The sequence below is a fragment of the Wolbachia endosymbiont (group B) of Sphaerophoria taeniata genome (assembly GCF_947179355.1).
In the GTDB taxonomy this organism is placed as follows: Bacteria; Pseudomonadota; Alphaproteobacteria; order Rickettsiales; family Anaplasmataceae; genus Wolbachia.
In genome coordinates, this window is sequence record NZ_CAMXAW010000001.1 from 183,506 (window position 1) to 201,159 (window position 17,654).

General features: G+C 35.8%; 14 protein-coding genes and 1 pseudogene. 10 read left to right on the forward strand and 5 right to left on the reverse strand.

The genetic code is table 11. The features are described 5' to 3' along the window. Positions 1 to 127: 127 nt before the first annotated feature. Positions 128 to 643, forward strand: a pseudogene (locus tag ONG75_RS00880) (transposase); the annotation flags it as partial. A gap of 157 nt (positions 644 to 800) precedes the next feature. Here the strand turns inward: ONG75_RS00880 and ltrA (ONG75_RS00885) are convergent. The 4 genes from ltrA (ONG75_RS00885) to ONG75_RS00900 form a co-directional block, all read right to left on the reverse strand. After that, positions 801 to 2,654: a group II intron reverse transcriptase/maturase gene (gene ltrA / locus ONG75_RS00885; protein WP_264375516.1), complete on the reverse strand. Its 1,854-nt coding sequence runs from the start codon at positions 2,652 to 2,654 to the stop codon at positions 801 to 803. Between the two features lie 439 nt (positions 2,655 to 3,093). Further along, positions 3,094 to 3,519: a JAB domain-containing protein gene (locus tag ONG75_RS00890; protein WP_264375517.1), complete on the reverse strand. Its 426-nt coding sequence runs from the start codon at positions 3,517 to 3,519 to the stop codon at positions 3,094 to 3,096. A gap of 187 nt (positions 3,520 to 3,706) precedes the next feature. Then, entirely contained in the window at positions 3,707 to 4,036 is a 330-nt protein-coding gene (locus ONG75_RS00895; protein WP_264375546.1) for a transcriptional regulator, read from the reverse strand. 16 nt (positions 4,037 to 4,052) lie between these two features. Beyond that, positions 4,053 to 4,589: a helix-turn-helix domain-containing protein gene (locus ONG75_RS00900; RefSeq protein WP_264375518.1), complete on the reverse strand. Its 537-nt coding sequence runs from the start codon at positions 4,587 to 4,589 to the stop codon at positions 4,053 to 4,055. Positions 4,590 to 5,058: 469 nt separating this feature from the next. Between ONG75_RS00900 and ONG75_RS00905 the strand changes: the two genes are divergently transcribed. The 3 genes from ONG75_RS00905 to ONG75_RS00915 are packed head-to-tail and all read left to right on the forward strand — an operon-like array spanning position 5,059 to position 11,273. Beyond that, a complete protein-coding gene (locus ONG75_RS00905) occupies positions 5,059 to 5,208 on the forward strand; it encodes a hypothetical protein (RefSeq protein WP_264336130.1) in 150 nt (49 codons plus the stop codon). A 43-nt stretch (positions 5,209 to 5,251) separates the two neighbouring features. Continuing rightward, positions 5,252 to 6,499: a group II intron reverse transcriptase/maturase gene (gene ltrA, locus ONG75_RS00910; RefSeq protein WP_264336129.1), complete on the forward strand. Its 1,248-nt coding sequence runs from the start codon at positions 5,252 to 5,254 to the stop codon at positions 6,497 to 6,499. 19 nt (positions 6,500 to 6,518) lie between these two features. After that, positions 6,519 to 11,273 carry an RHS repeat-associated core domain-containing protein gene (locus ONG75_RS00915; RefSeq protein WP_264375519.1) on the forward strand — a complete coding sequence of 1,585 codons (4,755 nt, stop codon included), beginning with the start codon at positions 6,519 to 6,521 and terminating at the stop codon, positions 11,271 to 11,273. A 323-nt stretch (positions 11,274 to 11,596) separates the two neighbouring features. Here the strand turns inward: ONG75_RS00915 and ONG75_RS00920 are convergent, their stop codons facing one another. Continuing rightward, positions 11,597 to 12,514 carry an Rpn family recombination-promoting nuclease/putative transposase gene (locus tag ONG75_RS00920; protein WP_264375520.1) on the reverse strand — a complete coding sequence of 306 codons (918 nt, stop codon included), beginning with the start codon at positions 12,512 to 12,514 and terminating at the stop codon, positions 11,597 to 11,599. A gap of 128 nt (positions 12,515 to 12,642) precedes the next feature. Between ONG75_RS00920 and ONG75_RS00925 the strand changes: the two genes are divergently transcribed. The 6 genes from ONG75_RS00925 (at position 12,643) to ONG75_RS00950 (ending at position 17,631) form a co-directional block, all read left to right on the forward strand. Next, positions 12,643 to 13,188, forward strand: coding sequence for a helix-turn-helix domain-containing protein (locus ONG75_RS00925; RefSeq protein ID WP_264375521.1), 546 nt, complete (start codon positions 12,643 to 12,645; stop codon positions 13,186 to 13,188). Positions 13,189 to 13,204: 16 nt separating this feature from the next. After that, entirely contained in the window at positions 13,205 to 13,534 is a 330-nt protein-coding gene (locus tag ONG75_RS00930; RefSeq protein ID WP_264375547.1) for a transcriptional regulator, read from the forward strand. A gap of 189 nt (positions 13,535 to 13,723) precedes the next feature. Then, positions 13,724 to 14,392, forward strand: coding sequence for a JAB domain-containing protein (locus ONG75_RS00935; RefSeq protein ID WP_264375522.1), 669 nt, complete (start codon positions 13,724 to 13,726; stop codon positions 14,390 to 14,392). A gap of 306 nt (positions 14,393 to 14,698) precedes the next feature. Next, on the forward strand, positions 14,699 to 15,454 hold the full coding sequence (locus ONG75_RS00940) for a hypothetical protein (protein WP_264375523.1): 756 nt from the start codon (positions 14,699 to 14,701) through the stop codon (positions 15,452 to 15,454). A gap of 35 nt (positions 15,455 to 15,489) precedes the next feature. Continuing rightward, positions 15,490 to 15,621 carry a hypothetical protein gene (locus tag ONG75_RS00945; protein ID WP_255521118.1) on the forward strand — a complete coding sequence of 44 codons (132 nt, stop codon included), beginning with the start codon at positions 15,490 to 15,492 and terminating at the stop codon, positions 15,619 to 15,621. Between the two features lie 255 nt (positions 15,622 to 15,876). Next, positions 15,877 to 17,631, forward strand: coding sequence for a reverse transcriptase domain-containing protein (locus tag ONG75_RS00950; RefSeq protein WP_214303292.1), 1,755 nt, complete (start codon positions 15,877 to 15,879; stop codon positions 17,629 to 17,631). Positions 17,632 to 17,654: the final 23 nt, after the last annotated feature.

Sequence of the window (17,654 nt, forward strand, 5' to 3'; positions counted from 1 at the left end):
TAGGTTTTTCTACGATACCGTCCAGCCTGTACTCTTGAGAAGAGAACTCTTATCTACCTTACAGATTTTATATCTAAGACCACTGACAGAGTTCTTCTCTTCTCCATCTAATGCTTAAGCTTAAAACATTAGATGCTTTTTACAAGATACAAGACCATTGACAGGAAGAGATGGAGCATTAACACCATTTATAAAAAAACTGCTAGAGGGAAGGCGAGATAGAAAACCATTTGTCGGCTGAAAGCGAAGAAAACAACCGAAGAAATTCAAAGACTTTACGGACAAGTATTTGAACTATTGACACCAAGAGATAGAGAAGGAAGTTTCGAGCTACAAGTAGTCAGAAAAAGGCAAACAAACGAACTTGAAGCAAAGGTTTTAAGTACATATGCCAGTGGCATGGGATATAGCATCGCATGTAGAAGAAATATAAAATATCTGCAGCAGAGATATCAAGTATTACTGACAAATTGTTACCGGTAATCAACGAATGGCGCAGTCGTCCGCTGCAATCTGTATATCCAATAGTGTTCATGGTTTTTTAAGGTCAAGGAGGACGGGTATTGTGTAAGCAAATGTATGTATAACATATTAGCAAAATGGCAGAAAAGAAGTTTTGGGTTTTTATTTGGCTGAAAGTGAAGTTCTGGTTGGGAGTACTATAGCCCTTCCCATAATAGTCCAAAAAGGTCATAAGAAAGAAGAATCGACAGCATGAAGAAAAGATTTGAATAATTGATAATGCCTTTTTTACCACTTTCCTTTCAGATAAGTGTACTTCATCTATTGTACCAAAATAGTTATCTAAGTGAAGAAGGTTGCCCCTCCTCACTCGACTTCAAAACCGTACGTGAAACTTTCGCTTCATACGGCTTCTCTCTAGCTTGGCGCTTTTCATGCATACTTCTGTGTAAACTATCGTGACAATGTCCATGTAGCATAGATAAGTTTGTGATTGTATTATTTTGCTTATTATGGTCCTTATGATGTATTTCTAAGATATCACCATTCTTAAACCAAAGTTGACAACAATCACACTTACCTTGTTGCATCTTCAGAAGTTTTATTGTTTGTGGTGATTTATCAAGTATTTTACTCATACGCTTTCCCCAATAAGTCCAGTCTCCATCATATGGAGATTTGGCTCCAATCACTTTGACATGTCGTTTAATGTCATGATCTCCGTGTTTAATAAGACGCATTCCGTTACTTGTCATATATCGCCATTTATCGTTACCATACTTCTTGAAGTATTTTCTTTTGATCCAACATCTTCCTTTGTTTGGGTGTTTAAACATTGCCCATTTCCAAAGTTTTCTAAACATTGTATTATCCATTGCACCAAAGGCTTTAGATGATACCACCGAAGCGTAGTATTGACACCATCCTCGAATAATTGGATTAAGGTGACTTATTACTGCTTCTTGTGATTCACCACGCATTTTCTTTAGCTTACTTTTAATGACTAATGAGTGTTGTTCTATAGAGTTACGACTTGGTTTGATGATAGACTTGTATGACATCTTATTGTGTTTTGTTGGATATTGCCGTATTGTAAAACCAAGAAAATTGAAACCTGGTTTTATTTCTTTCAGGAATTTTTGAGTATGAGAAATTCTTGTTTTTGAAGGGTTCAACTCCAATCCAATAGTTTTTAACCATTCTTCAATCAGAGTTTTTGCTTTCAAAACAATTTCCTCACTTTCATGAAGTACTACAAAATCATCTGCATAAGTGATTACGCTGAGTGATCTTTTCGCATTTTCCCTACATGTTCTGCCAGGTTTCGTTTTCCTGTAGCTAATTAGCTCCTCTGCCATTATTTCTTTCAGATAATTTTCTAACCCATGTAAAGCAATACATGCCAGTAATGGAGAAATTGTCCCTCCTTGGATTGTACCGCTTCTAGATGGTTGAAATATCCTATTTTCCATCACACCTGCTTTCAACCATCCTTTTACTATCCTCCTTAAAGTTGGTGTGGTATTGAGTTTTTCTAACAGTATATGATGATTTATATTATCGAAACACCCAGAAATATCAGCATCTAAAACAAATACTGTTTTCTTGATGAGTGCTTGAAATATAGCTTCAATGGCATCATGACATGATCTACCAGGTCTAAAACCATAAATGTTGGGCTCAAACTTTGCTTCCCATTCTGGTTCTAGCATCATCTTAACAAGTGTTTGTTTTGCTCGATCTGTTATTGTTGGTATCCCTAATGGACGTTTTTCACTTTTTCCAAGCTTTGGAATCCAAATGCGCCTTGATGGCTTTGCTCTCTCCCTTATATCTAAGGATTTTGCCAATTGCAATCTTTCTTTTTGATTAAGGTTAGCTTTTCCATCAATACCTGCAGTTCTTTTTCCTCTATTGTCCTGAGTTACCTTTCTCACAGCGATCATCCTAGCACTTGTCGATTTTTGTAATAATCTCTGAAGGTCATGCATCTTTTTGATATCATTACATTTAGAAGCTCGGTAAATTCGTTTTTGTAGCTTAAATGAAGACTTTTCTAGCTTGCGCCAAGGAACTTCATTCCATTCATACCTAACTTTTTGTTGGCTCATAACATATTCACTACTATTCATAACTTTACCCTCCAAGTTACAGTGTCCACGTCTGCGTATCCTAAGCATTACTTTAGGCATTAGCTTTTTAGACAATCCTTCCAACATAGAAGCTTGCAGTTGGCTACTTGCTTATTACAAAGTATAATAAGAGCTTCTATGTGGTTACTCCGTTCCATGAAACCGTTTCGCGTCAGATTTAGGTTCTTATTTTTTGCCGGGAGATCGGAAACATCTTGATTAAACGAACCGATTCTAATCATCCTTATTCTCCATACCTTTTGGTCTATGTGTACCAACCTTATTTCACATATTCACAGTAACGACAATTCAAACATAAGTTTCTTTCGTAACCTTACCTGACTCTTCTTGGGAGAATTTATTATAAGGTTTAACATTACTCCCTTTTAGCCCATGCTCGCACCTTAGGTGTTTGCCAATTTCCTAAAATGTGGACTACAATTTCAGCCAGATGTTATGGCGGATGGAATTTAACCATCACAATTTCATGACTTCCGGGTCACACCACTTCATCTCTTATCAGACGGTGCTGTTTATCCAAGTATATTATCTGAACAGCTTCTTTTGCTGAAAAGCCTATATTTACCCTTACATACTCTATCAGCTTTTCTTGGCTATCCATTACCGGGCCTCTCTTTAAACCTTCTCTTAGTGCCCTCTTGTAAGCTTCTTTTACACATTCAATTGCTGCAGCTGCATGTTCGGTCATTCCTTCTATCATTTTCAGATCATCGATTTCTCGCCCTAAAATTTCTCCTATTCCTGGGCAATTATCCATTAGAGTTTTAGTAACATCTTGTGCTTGCTTTCTGTCGTGAACTGCTCCTAGAAGTACTGCCACTATTTCGCGATCAAATAGAGCACTTCCTCCTCCACTCTGTAATACTCTCTCTATTTCTTCTGTAAGTTTTTCACTATTATTCATAAAATATACTCCTCGTTAATAACAAATTGTTTTTAATTATTTACTGCTGTTTTTTATCAGCATTGGCATAAGGCCATAGCTTTCGAGTGAAGTCAAATCAATTTTTCAATCTTTTTTACTTATTTTTTCATGAATAAGTAAAGATATTAATATATATTTGTTTTCAAGTTATGTAAAAAGGTTGTTGTTAATCAATTATTCTAGAAATAACATCAGTAGAAAAACCTAACTGAAGTAAATTATTTGTAACTTTCATTTCCTCTACTTTATCAATCTTCTCTTTGTAAAATTGCTTTCTTTGCAAGAAAAATTCTACCCATATATTTAGCTCATCTCGTGATTCCTGATTGTCAATTTTTCTATATTCTCTTGCCAAACTTAATAATTCACTTTCTCCTTCGCAATCACTTTCTTTGTACTCCTTTATTAGATCTTCAGCATCTACTGACAATTCTCTTGCTATCTCCCACAACCTTTCACTTAAAAGAGTAACGTTACCTTGTTCATAGTGATGTATCTGTGAGGGCCCTACATTAAGCTTTTTTGCTAATTCTTCTTGCGTATATCCTCTTCCATTTTTTTATCTCTTGTCCTCCGTTTGGCTCGTATCTCTCTTTATCAGCATATTCTTCAATTGATAAGCCTGTTACTCGATAGATAACCTCAGTATCAAACCCTGCCTTAACTAGATTCCTTGCAATTCTTATTCTTGCTGCTTTTACATTACTTTCTTCTTCAGCTCGGACAGATTTGGTTAACATATAAATTGCTTTGCGTCCTCCTGTTTTTTCTATGAAATTATACATTTCCTGGGTCTTAGCTTTATCAAAACAACTGTTTTCTTTTAGTACTTTTTGTCTTGGAAAGAGATTTCTAATAGGGATTGATAACGACTCTGCTAGGATTTTTAGCCTTCCAATTGGAATGCTACATGCTCCTTGCTCATATCTTAGCAGTGTATGATAGTTTATGCCTGCCTTGTCTGCTAAGTTTTTCAGGGTATATTTTTGTTTTAACCTCCAGCTCCTTACTTTTTGTGCTATCTGGTACCTTATCGAGGTATTTGTCATAAATATTATACAGGTTAATACTACCAAATAAAGATATACAAAAGGGATGCTTCATTCTATGTTTGAATTTTAGTTGAATATTTCTTCAGAATTGTGTATAATTATTAATGCTTTTTGTGTGCCGTAGAGACACAAGGAATGTTCAGGAAAGAGCAAACTAAGTGCGAAAGCTGCACAATAGATGAGGGTGGGCCCCTCGGAGCCGGTTTACAAGAGCAGGCTTCAAACAACCATAAGCTGCTTTGGTAAAGAGCCAAGGTAGTGAGCGTTATGGAAAAGGCGTAATTATGCGTCATGTGTGAAATAGAGAGATGAACGCAAGTGAACCACTGATTACACGTCGAAAGGTAATGCGATGATGTCAAAACCAGGGGAGAAAAAGTAACTTGGGATAAGCCTATCGGGAACTTGTCTACTGGGTAGGTGGCATCCGGCATATAGGTGGCATGAACCTATTTCAGGCTATTGTGTGGAACTATGGGAACCTGTCGTTTCGATGATAAGGGAGAAGTCCAAGGAGCTGAACTCTAAGGAAGAGAGTACTGATGCGAAAAACAGGGGCGGATTAGCTCGTAGTAGTGAAGAAGTTTTTGTAATGGAAATGGAGCGAAGGGGCTGAGTTATTTAGTTTTAATTATTTATCAACCGAAAGGGAAGAGTTAATGAATAAAACAAAATCTTTTGACATACCAAAGCAACTGATTTGGAAAGCTTATAAACAAGTATCCAAAAACAGAGGTGCGGCAGGTGTAGATGAGGTCTCGATAACAAAGTTTGAAGAAAATCTAAAAGATAATCTATACAAACTGTGGAATCGGATGTCATCCGGAAGTTATTTTCCAGAACCAGTAAAAGCTGTTGCGATACCAAAAGATACAGGAGGACAAAGAACTTTATGTGTTCCTTCAGTATTCGACAGGATAGGGCAAACAGCAGCTACTATGTATCTCGAACCGTTAGTAGAGCCGGAATTTCACGAAGATTCGTATGGTTATAGACCAAACAAGTCTGCACTGGATGCGGTAAGTACAGCGTGTAAGAGATGTTGGAGAAGTGATTGGACGATAGATCTTGATATTTCTGGATTTTTCGACAATCTGGATCATGTGTTAGCACTGCAAACTATCAAGAAGCATACAGATTGCAAGTGGGTCATACTGTACGTGGAAAGGTGGATGAAAGCCCCGATTCAACTAGCAGATGGCAGTAAGGTAGTTAGGAATAAGGGAGTTCCACAAGGAGGTTCTGTAAGCCCAATCATTTCTAACATATTTATGCATCATGCATTTGATATGTGGATGAGGCAAAACTACCCAACAATACCATTTGAGAGATATGTAGATGATGCAATGGTGCACTGTAAAACCCAGAAACAGGCAAAATTCATAAAAGACAAGATCGAAGAAAGATTGGCTGAGTTTAAGCTAAAATTACATCCTGAAAAGACACAAATAGTGTACTGTAAGGATGACAATAGGAGAGATGTGTTTCCAATACAGAGCTTTGACTTTCTGGGTTACACGTTCAGACCTAGACTGGCAAAGAACAATAAAATAGGAAACTATTTTGTCTCATTTCTACCTGCAATTAGCAACAAAGCCAAGAAGAAGATCAACCAAACCATAAGGTCATGGAAAATACGTAGGCAAACATATACAACACTAGAGAAAATATCAAAGAAAATAAATCCTATAGTCCGAGGCTGGTATCAGTACTATGGCAGGTTTTATAAATCAGAGATGTATCCATCTCTTAGAAATGTAGAGTGGCACCTAGTAGGATGGGTCAGAGCCAAATATAAGAAACTTCGAAATCATGGAAGACTAGCAAAGCAATTTCTAGCAAAAGTGAGAAAGAGGTCTCCAAATATTTTCTATCACTGGACACTAGGATTGGGATCAAAAGGCTGAATAACGGGAGCTGTATAAATTGAGAGGTTTACGTACAGTTCTGCGAGAGACTGGTGGGGAAGCTCCGCCGGTCTACTCTCCAACTGAACTAAAAGATAGATTTTTAACGGAGAGGGTTTACTATACCAATGGTAGTTATGGTGGTTATGGGTATGGTGATGGAACTATTACACGCACTGAGTTTAAGGCGAACTGGCATGAGAGTTGTGATGATAGTAAACTTGGATTGAATGAGAAGTCATTTGTAAGTGAATATGTCACTTCTGAAGAATCAGCATTTTGTTTTCGCGAGCTAAAGAAAAAAGGTTATTTGAATGACAATGGGCATCAAACAAAAGTTTCTTTTACCTTGAGAAACGAGCTTCCAATTATTTGCAGGTATGGTTCGACTGGTCGTCACATTCAAAACACCTTGGGAAGAGAAGGATTTCCTCGAGAATATGGACATAGCTATGATTATGGTAATTATCAAGAGTTGACTAAGGCCAAGTATTTTGTAGGTAAGGAAGCGCCTATGCCGCTGCAGCCTGATAGTTTTGCTAGAGAAATTCCTAGAATGAATGAAACAGCCTCACGTGATATTTGGGAGAGATTGAAAGAGTCTTGGTATCTGATAGAAGACAATGAAAAAGTTGATCTATCTTTAGGTCATGGTAAAAGGGGAAAATCTTTTATTAAAGGCACACTGCTTGATGATCTTAAAAGTGTTAATGCTGATTATGGATGGTATGAGTTACCTCTGGAAGAGATATTGATTGAATATTTTGCTCAAAAGCGGGATTTATCATCATTGAAGGTAAGTTTGCGAGATGCATTTGTAAGGTGGGGTAGTATTGAGGAAGCAAATGCAAATAAGATTGTGAAAATGTTAGAAGAGAAGGGATACTTAAAGAATCCTTTTGCAAAAGAGTTTAATGAGGTACTGGAGCGGTATCAGCCATATGTTCACGAAATAGTTAGTGTTTTATCGGAACATTTTGCTAAACGGCTTGGTGAAGCAGAGTTTGATGTTGAGTCTTATAGTATAGATGCAAATGGTAATCATGGTCATTTTTATACTGGATTTGATCGTTACGAGATTGGCTATCGTAATAATACCAACCAAGTTAGCAATGTGAAGTTTCAATCTTTTGCTTCATCTGAAAGAAAACAAAATTTTTTAATGAAACATGATAGTCGAGGAAATGTAATTCAGGCTTTGCATAAAGGTATTGAGCAGATTGATTATCATCCGGTATCAAATCGTGCTACAAAAATAAAATTAACTGACGGTAGAACATTAGAATTTTACTATGATGCACGTGGTGAACGTGTACTAAAGAGAGTATATGATAAAGCAGGGGAAACAACAAAAGAAATACACTATATAAGAGATGAGTTTGGTCGAGCATTAGTAGAAAGGGAAGTTACTTATATTGCTGGAGGTTTGAGACCAGACGTATCAGTAACAGCATACATCTATGGTCCGAGAGGGTTGTTTGGGTTTATTAGGAATAATGAGTTTTATAATGTAATAACTGACCATGAAGGCTCAATAAGGTTAGTGGTAAAGGGTGATGAAGTTGTAGCAGCGTATGATTACTTACCATATGGTAATTTAATGCGTAAGTACGAAAGTGATCCTGAAGGTCAAATTTCATATCGTTATACTGGTCAAGAATGGGATGAAGAAATAGGTTTATATAACTACCATTCAAGATTTTATGATCCGAGTATTGGCCGTTTTTATCAGATTGATCCGAAGGAGCAGTACTTTAGTCCATACAAATATGCTGGTAACTCACCGGTATCAATGGTTGATCCAGATGGAGAGCTTGCCTTTTTGGCTCTTCTACCATTTATTATAGCTGGAGCTACAGCAGGAGGGTATTTAGGTGGAGCTGCAGCGAATAATAGATGGGATTTTACGGTATGGGATTTTAAAAGTAAAGAGACTTGGCTTGGTATAACAGGTGGAGGAATTGCTGGAGCATTTGTACCGGTAGGATTTGCTGGATCTGTAGGTGTGTTTACCTCTGGTTTTGCTACTGTGGGATTATCTACAACTTCTCTTACTACGATAGGAGGTTTCTCTGTAAGTGCATCGAGCCTAGCAGCTATCGGCGCAACTACTGCCTTAGGTACTGGTGGTGCGTATTTAAGTATGAGTAGTGCTAATAATGAATGGAATCCTGGCAAGTGGGATTATAGATCGCCTGCAACATGGAATGCAGGGTTTCATGGGTTTGCACTAGGCTCTAGCATACCGGCTGGAATCCATGGTGCTAGAATAGCTTACGGAAAGTTAAGTTCTAGTTTGAGTAGAGGTGCTTTCATTAGTGGTGGTGGAGCTTTCAGTGTGGGGTCATTTGTTAAGAGTGGATTTGACAATCAGTGGGATTTTTCAAAGCCTGGAATATATTATGGTGGACTACAAGCACTTGATGATGCTACTAATTTGCCGGTGTTTGCACGAAGCTTTTTTAAATCTGCGCGTAGGGGTTTTAAGGATATAGCAAAGGGAATGGGTCGTAATCGTGGTTATAGTCTTCTTGAGGGGACACACAATCATAGGTACGTACCTTACGCTGCCGGAAAAATGGCTTTGAAGGTACTGGGAGTGTCTGTGCCATCACTTATGCTTACTGAGCTGAATGAGGGACTGGATATGAGTAACCCCAGCACTTATTTTTCCATAGTTCGTCAAATGGCTATGGTCAATCAAAATTGGCTGATTGGTAAATCTTTTTACCGAAAATCAGGATTTAAAAAAAGGTTAGAGATTAATGAACAAAAAAAATTATTGTCTAAGCGAATTGCAGACGATGCTATTGATTCATATATGAGTAAACTCAGAAGTACACCAGGGAGCAGTAGTGCTGACAATGCCATGATTCCCAACAGAGCAGTTGCTGTAGGAATGACTGATAGATATGCAGTAGCTGGATTTTCAGGAAACAAAGGTAAGGGATTTATAGCGTTCTATCGTCATAATAAATTCAAGGCCTATGAGCCACTAGATGAGTTATACCTAGAAAATAATAAGTATATTGCTAATAGAGAAGTAAGTGCAAGCGATGATCCTGTTCGTAATCTAGAGATTATCACAGCAATTAATAAAGTTCAAGAGGATATAAAAAGGGATAATGCAAGATTGTTGAATAATATTAGTGCAGAGGATTTATCTAAAATGTTACCTGGTTTGGGGGTGGATTTGAGGGAGCGTGTGGTTCAAGAATTGAAGGCAACTCTAGGAAAGGATGTGATGATAGATAAGGGTGATTTAAGCAGAAAAATGGTAGAACATCTAGAAAAAGTGAATACCAATTATGTAGAATATTTACATAAAAAGATTAAACAATATCAAGATAGAATGAAAGAGTTAGGAAGAGATATTAAACAAAGTACAGGACAAGAAAATAAAATCAAGGAACTAGAAGGGTTGCAAAAAGAAGTACGAACCCTCAAGGGCTATCTGAGAGAACAGAAAATTGATGATCTAAAAAAACAAGTTAATTTGTACCTGAACAAAGGAAACGAGCTTGTTGAGCTAATTAATAGCCTTGATGATAGGCTGACTCATTGGGATTACAACAACTGTGCTGAGCCTCACGTCATTACAGCGTTATCTAGGGGTAGGGAAATTTTCGCTAATCAGGCGTTAAATATCTATCAAGCATTCAGAGAAGACATAAAATTTCTGGCTACTTATAAAATAAATCGTGAAACAGGAGAGTTAGAAGATTTTCCTAGGTGTGGTAAATGTACGATATCAACTCAAACAATTCATAATGTTATGACAGATCCTGATTGGTCTGCCTATCTTAGTTACAACATAGACAATTATAATGAAAAGTTAGGGCGTTATGGTAAGAATGTACCACATTTCCTTCTGACTATAACAAATAGTTCGTTGAAAGCAGAAAATTCTAGTTCAATCAGAGGAAAAAGATCGGTATTTGTTGGACATGGTGAAGTAGAGACTATACCAAATCCTCGAACTAGGTCTAGTAAACTAACTTCTATTTCAAATCAACTAAGTAAGGAAAGTATTATTGATATAAACAAAAAAATTACAAATAGTGCTACTCGAACGTCTTCATGGATAAATGATTTATTTGGTTGGATAAGAAGCTCTGTGAGTGGGTTATTAGGTTCTGAGTTACCTGAAGTAGTATCAAGTACTAAAAGTCCAATCTCACAAGTTGATGCAAAAATGGATGTAAATGGTACAATAATGTTACTTGATGTGCTCATTAGAAAAGTTACAGGTCAGAAATATATTTCTACAGCAGATCAGTCTATATCTCAACTAGAAGCACAGGGCTATGCACTCAATATTACAGAGGTATTTAAGAAAGTAATAGAGCAAGCTGGATTAAAAAGTGGTGTATCAATGCATCGATTAAATATTGATTTTGTGGAAATACAGAAAGAAGTTACAGGAAAAATCATGAGTGGTAAATTTGATGAGATCTCAGGAGTTTTAAGTTCGTATTTAGAGAAAGCATGTCCTAGTAGAGAAGCAGGATGTCCTGGTAAGTTAAGTTCGAAGAAGTTTGACAAGTTTATGGTAGAGTTTAATAGCAGGCTAAATGTTGTACTAAATCGATCAATACAACGGATATTACACAACGGAGATGGTAGATTAGAAGTTGATGGTGCAAAGCAAATGAATTTAGAGCCTCAAAGTTATTTAAGTAATGCTTCCGTTCAAGGCCATTCAAAGGACAAAGTATCAACTTGTCTTTCTGAGATAGGAGTAACCAAGCTTGGAGGTAATCTCAATAGGTAGGTTATAATATAAGAGGTAATATGCCAAGTAGTGGGAAATTTAAAGTGAAGGTAGCCAAAATAATTAGGGAAACAACCAGTAGCAAGTTTGATAGTCTTAATGCTAAAATGGATGAAGTAGACATTAAATGCTAAGTGATTAATGTATTTTCCATATTGAACTTACAGCACGTAGCTTTGATATAGAAGTTTGGGTAACGTTATGATAGTAATTTATATAATTCTTTGTGCAATCTTCATAGCTGTTTTAGATAGTTCACTAGATTCTTAATTAGGTGATATGTCGAACTTAGAGAAGGTTTTCATAAATGTTGAAGTGAATAATTATGTTTTTTCCTTGAGTTGTAAAATTTCAGAATGAGAGAGACCGGTAATTTGAGCGATAACATCTATAGAGACACCGGCCTTGAGTGAGTTTTTGGCTACTTCGATTTTACCTTCAATTTTACCTTTTTGATGGCCGATTTGGATGCCTTCTTGTCTACCTTCTTGTCTACCTTTTTGAGTGGCATCATCGAGTTTTTGAGCAAGGACAGCCTGTTCATCACGAATACGTTTGATCTCTTGTTCATAGGCAATAAATTCTTTTTCTGACCAGTTGAATCTATTTAGTTCTTCATAAGCTCTTTTAATTATTAGATCACTTCCTATTATTCTCTCTAGCTCTTCTTCACTAGTTTCGTCTGCATATCTAAAGAAGTAGATCCATTTCTCGACTATACTTGAAAGCTGATCTTCCTTGGTTTTTGTAAATTTAGGTAACTCAATAAATATAAAGTAAAAATCTTTTAGATCATGTTCATTAGTATCTTCATCACGAATAGTATGCTTTGATTTGTACTCAGACTTATCAGGAAATAAAATACAATCTGCTATAGCAATAAAGATAATTTCCTTAAGGTCATGGTATTGATCACCCTTACTAGCTTGTCTTGAATAAGCTTTAGCTGCGTAATATTGGGCACGTTTTTCAAAGCCTTTGGTTTTAGCGACCTGCATTTCGACTATCACTTGCAGCCCATTTTCATCTCTACAGAGAACATCAACAATGCTTTGTTTTTTAGAAGCAATATCAGGGTCTTGAATAGTACTTAAAAACTCTATATCCTTTATTGTACTTTTGCCAGTGAAGCCAAGAATATCATTAAGAAAGTGAATAAGGATATCTTTATTTTTTTCAGTACCAAAGATACGCTTAAACGATATATCATTCTTGGGATCGAGAAACTTAGAAAGAGCCATGATAAATTAACCTAGAAAGCATTAATAATTATACACAATTCTGAAGAAATATTCAACTAAAATTCAAACATAAAAGTTTTTGTATATCTTTATTTGGTAGTATTAACCTATATAATATCTATTTCTGTATGGCAAAGTATACTACTGTTTCCATAAGGTACCAAATAGCACAAAGAGCAAGAAGCTGGAGATTAAAGAGAAAATATACCCTGAAGGATTTAGTAGGCAAAACAGGCATAAACTATCATACGCTGCTAAGATATGAGCAAGGAACATGTGGCATTCCAATTGAAAGGCTAAAAGTGATAGCAGAAGCGTTATCAATTCCTATTAGAAATCTCTTTCCTGGGCGAAAAGTACTAAAAGAAAGTAGTTGTTTCGAGAAAGCTAAGACCGAGGAAATGTATAATTTTATAGAAAAAACAGGAGGACACAAAGCAATTTATGCATTAACCAAATCTATCCGAGCTGAGGAAGAAAGTAATATAAAAGCAGCAAGAATAAGAATTGCAAGGAATCTAGTTAAGGCAGGGTTTGATAATGACATTATCTATCGAGCAACAGGCTTATCAACTGAAGAATATGCTGATAAAGAGAGATACGAGCCAAACGGAGGACAAGAGATAAAAAAATGGAAGAGGATATACGCAAGAAGAATTAGCAAAAAAGCTTAATGTAGGGCCCTCACAGATACATCACTATGAACAAGGTAACGTTACTCTTTTAAGTGAAAGGTTGTGGGAGATAGCAAGAGAATTGTCAGTAGATGCTGAAGATCTAATAAAGGAGTACAAAGAAAGTGATTGCGAAGGAGAAAGTGAATTATTAAGTTTGGCAAGAGAATATAGAAAAATTGACAATCAGGAATCACGAGATGAGCTAAATATATGGGTAGAATTTTTCTTGCAAAGAAAGCAAATTTACAAAGAGAAGATTGATAAAGTAGAGGAAATGAAAGTTACAAATAATTTACTTCAGTTAGGTTTTTCTACTGATGTTATTTCTAGAATAATTGATTAACAACAACCTTTTTACATAACTTGAAAATAAATATATATATTAATATCTTTTCCTATTCATGAAAAAATAAGTAAAAAAGATTTAAAAATTGATTTGACTTCACTCGGAAGCTATGGCTTTATGCCAATGCTGATAAAAAACAGCAGTAAATAATTAAAAACAATTTGTTATTAACGAGGAGTATATTTTATGAATAATAGTGAAAAACTTACAGAAGAAATAGAGAGAGTATTACAGAGTGGAGGAGGAAGTGCTCTATTTGATCGCGAAATAGTGGCAGTACTTCTAGGAGCAGTTCACGACAGAAAGCAAGCACAAGATGTTACTAAAACTCTAATGGATAATTGCCCAGGAATAGGAGAAATTTTAGGGCGAGAAATCGATGATCTGAAAATGATAGAAGGAATGACCGAACATGCAGCTGCAGCAATTGAATGTGTAAAAGAAGCTTACAAGAGGGCACTAAGAGAAGGTTTAAAGAGAGGCCCGGTAATGGATAGCCAAGAAAAGCTGATAGAGTATGTAAGGGTAAACATAGGCTTTTCAGCAAAAGAAGCTGTCCTGATAATATACTTGGATAAACAGAACCGTCTTATAAGAGATGAAGTGTATTTTGGTACAATAGATGAGGTACACCTATCTGAAAGGAAAGTGGTAAAAAAGGCGTTATCAATGGAAGCAGCGTCAATAATATTAGCTCATAACCATCCAGGAGGGAGTTTAGAACCATCAGAAGATGATAAAGTAATGACTAGAGAATTAGTATCAGCATGTCAAGGAGTGGGAATTGAACTAGAGGATCACATTATTATGACAGACAAAGGATACTGCAGTTTTAAGGAAAGAGAGCTGTTATAAAACAAGTTTCAATTGCTTGAGAAGTTTGGCTACCAACTACTACAAAACAATACAAAGAGCATAAGTAGCAAAAAAACTTAGTCAAGAATCTGAAGAGAGATATTGGAGAATTACAAAATATAAAAGATCTTTGTATAGTTTGTATATTAAGTTGTGATTAAAGAATAAAAGTCCTGATAAAGCTATTCTTTTATTATAAATAGTTGCAAGATATACAAGATCTTTTTATAATTTGCGTATTAAGTTAATTATAAAGCAATAAATTGCTCTATAGACTTGAATAATATGCTTAATATGAGAGGTTATATGACTACTAAAAAAGCAGTATCATTTGATGATATGGATGGAAATACTTATGAGTTAATCATTGATTCTAAAAAATTACCAAAAGGACTATATAGTGCTATTAGGCGTACTAGCAAAAAAAATCAGCAGCTTATACTTGTAGACGAGACTGATCCGAAAATATTTGATGATAAAAGCAGGTTTGAGAAGCCTGAAGGTGTGTCTTCCCCTAGCGATGTTTCTGAAAAATCAATCAATCTTGGAGAAGGACGTGAGGTTTATAACAAAAAATCTTCAAATCGTCAAAATCCGTTTATTCCATCTTTAAGCAAGATAGAGCCAAGTGCAAGTGAAAATGCAGAATTGAGGTGGTTTAAAAGTAGAGTGGTAAAGGCAAAAAGCGTAGAAGAACTGAACAAGACTATAGACCAAGCACTAAGTGCTGGAATCAGGATAAATGCGTATAGCGAAGGGCAGAAGAGTTTTGCTGATACAGTAATATCGAAAATGCCTTTGATCAAATGCAAAGAAAATGAGAAGGAAGACATAATATGTGAATTGATGCTAAATGGAGCAATATTCAGTTACGATCTATTGCAGGATAAGGGAATAAGTGAAATGCATAACAAACTGTATCAAGAGATTCGTCCACAGATAGATGAGTGGCTTAAAGAACTGAGAGAAATCGGTGAAAGTGCTATTGAAAATGAAGGAATCATAGAAGACGTGGAAATAGATAATAGGATGTTTGTGCGACCCGAAGTTGCGATTTTGTGATGGTTAGATTCCATCTTCCCTAGACATCAGGGATAATGTATGTCTCACATTTTAAAGAATGGCAACCTTTAGGATGCAAGCATGAGATAAAAGCAGGTAATGCTAAACCTTATAGCAAACTCCTGCAAACAGAGTTAGATATGGTTACGAGAGAAACTTATGATTGAATTGTCGTTATATTGAATATGCGAAATTAAGGTTGTTTTACGCATAGACCAAAATGGTATGAAGCATACGAGGAATTAAAGTTAGATGTCTTTGATTATAGATGTTCTCAGCTTCCGGTAAAAAGTAAGAACCTAAGTCTAACACGAAACAAAATCGTGAAACGGGATAACCATATAGGTGCTCTTATATTCATTTGAATGTAAGTAGGCAGCCAGCCATAAGCACTTACATTGGAGGGATTGTCCAAGAAGCTAATGCCCAAAGTAATATTTGGGATATGCAGACGTGGACACTATAATTTGGAAGGTAAAGTGGTGAATAGTAGTAAATATGTTATAGACCAACAATTTGTTAGGTATGAATGGAATACAATTCCTTGGCGTAAAGTTGAGAAATTTGTATTTAAGCTACAAAAGCGAATTTACCAAGCTGCAATATGTAATGATAAGAAGAAGGTACATAAACTTCAAAGATTATTACTCAATTCAATAAGTGCAAAACTACTTGCTGTCAGAAAAGTAACTCAAGATAACAGAGGGAAGAAAACTGCAGGTATTGATGGAAAAGCAAATCTTAATCATAAAGAAAGATTGCAATTAGCATATTCTTTAAATGTTAGAGAAAAAGCGAAACCATCAAAACGTGTTTGGATTCCAAAACCTGGAAAACCAATAGAATATCGCCCTCTTGGTATACTTACTATCTCAGATAGGGCAAAAGAAACACTTATGAAAATGGCACTAGAGCCAGAGTGGGAGGTAGGATTTGAACCGAACATGTATGGTTTTAGACCTGGTAGGTCATGTCATGATGCTATTGAAGCCATATTTAATTCACTGAATTGGAAAACAGCGTACTGTTTAGATGCTGATATTTCTGGATGTTTTGATAATATTAATCAAAATGCTCTGTTGGAAAAACTTAACACTACACCAACCTTTAGAAGAATTATAAAAGGATGGTTAAGAGCTGGAGTAATGGAAAACAGAAAATTTGAATCCACAAAACGTGGTACAATTCAAGGAGGGACGATCTCACCGTTACTTGCTTGTGTTGCATTAAATGGATTAGAACAATATATCAAAGAAACGTTATGGAGTGAACTTCTTCAATATAGGAAGATGAAATGTGGTGTTGCAAGCAGTAGAGAAGCAAAAAGCTCATTAAGTGTAATTTTCTACGCAGATGACTTTATCATCATACATGAGAGTAAGGAAATCATTCTGAAGGCAAAAATGATAGTTGAAGAATGGCTCAAAACCATTGGACTAGAATTGAAACCTTCAAAAACAAAGATTTCTCATACTCAAAATGGAGAAAAGCCAGGATTTAATTTTCTTGGTTTCTCAATAAGGCATTACTCTACGAAAAATAATAAGAGGGGTTATAAATTATTAGTCAAACCAAGTCGTGAATCCAGAAAACAGCATACACTCACTATAAAACATAAGATTAGAGGATTAAGAGGATCAACACAAGAAACAGTAATAAGACAGCTTAACCCAATTACTAGAGGGTGGAGCAAATATTATTCTTCGGTTGTGTCAAACAAGACCTTTAGGTTTATTGACAGTGTAATGTTTAGAAACATCTGGAAGTGGGCAGTCTACAGGCACCCAACCAAAGGAAAATACTGGATTAAAAATAAATACTTTAAAAAGTATAAAAACGATAATTGGCGATTTATGACAAATAACAAAGTTCTTCTTATTAAGCACGGAGATCATGCTATTAAAAGGCATGTCAAAGTGAAAGGAACCAAGTCTCCATATGATGGCGATTGGGTTTATTGGGGTAATCGTTTAAGGAAGATACCAGATAAACTACCAAGAGTAATAAAATTGTTGAAGTTACAACAAGGTAAATGTGGTCATTGTCAACTTTGGTTTAAAAATGATGATATCTTAGAAACACATCATATTGACCGAAACAGACGTAATAATATGAAAAAGAATTTATCCTTGTTACATGGACATTGTCACGATGAATTACATAGAAAGTGTGCATGACAAGCACCAAATTATAGAGGAGC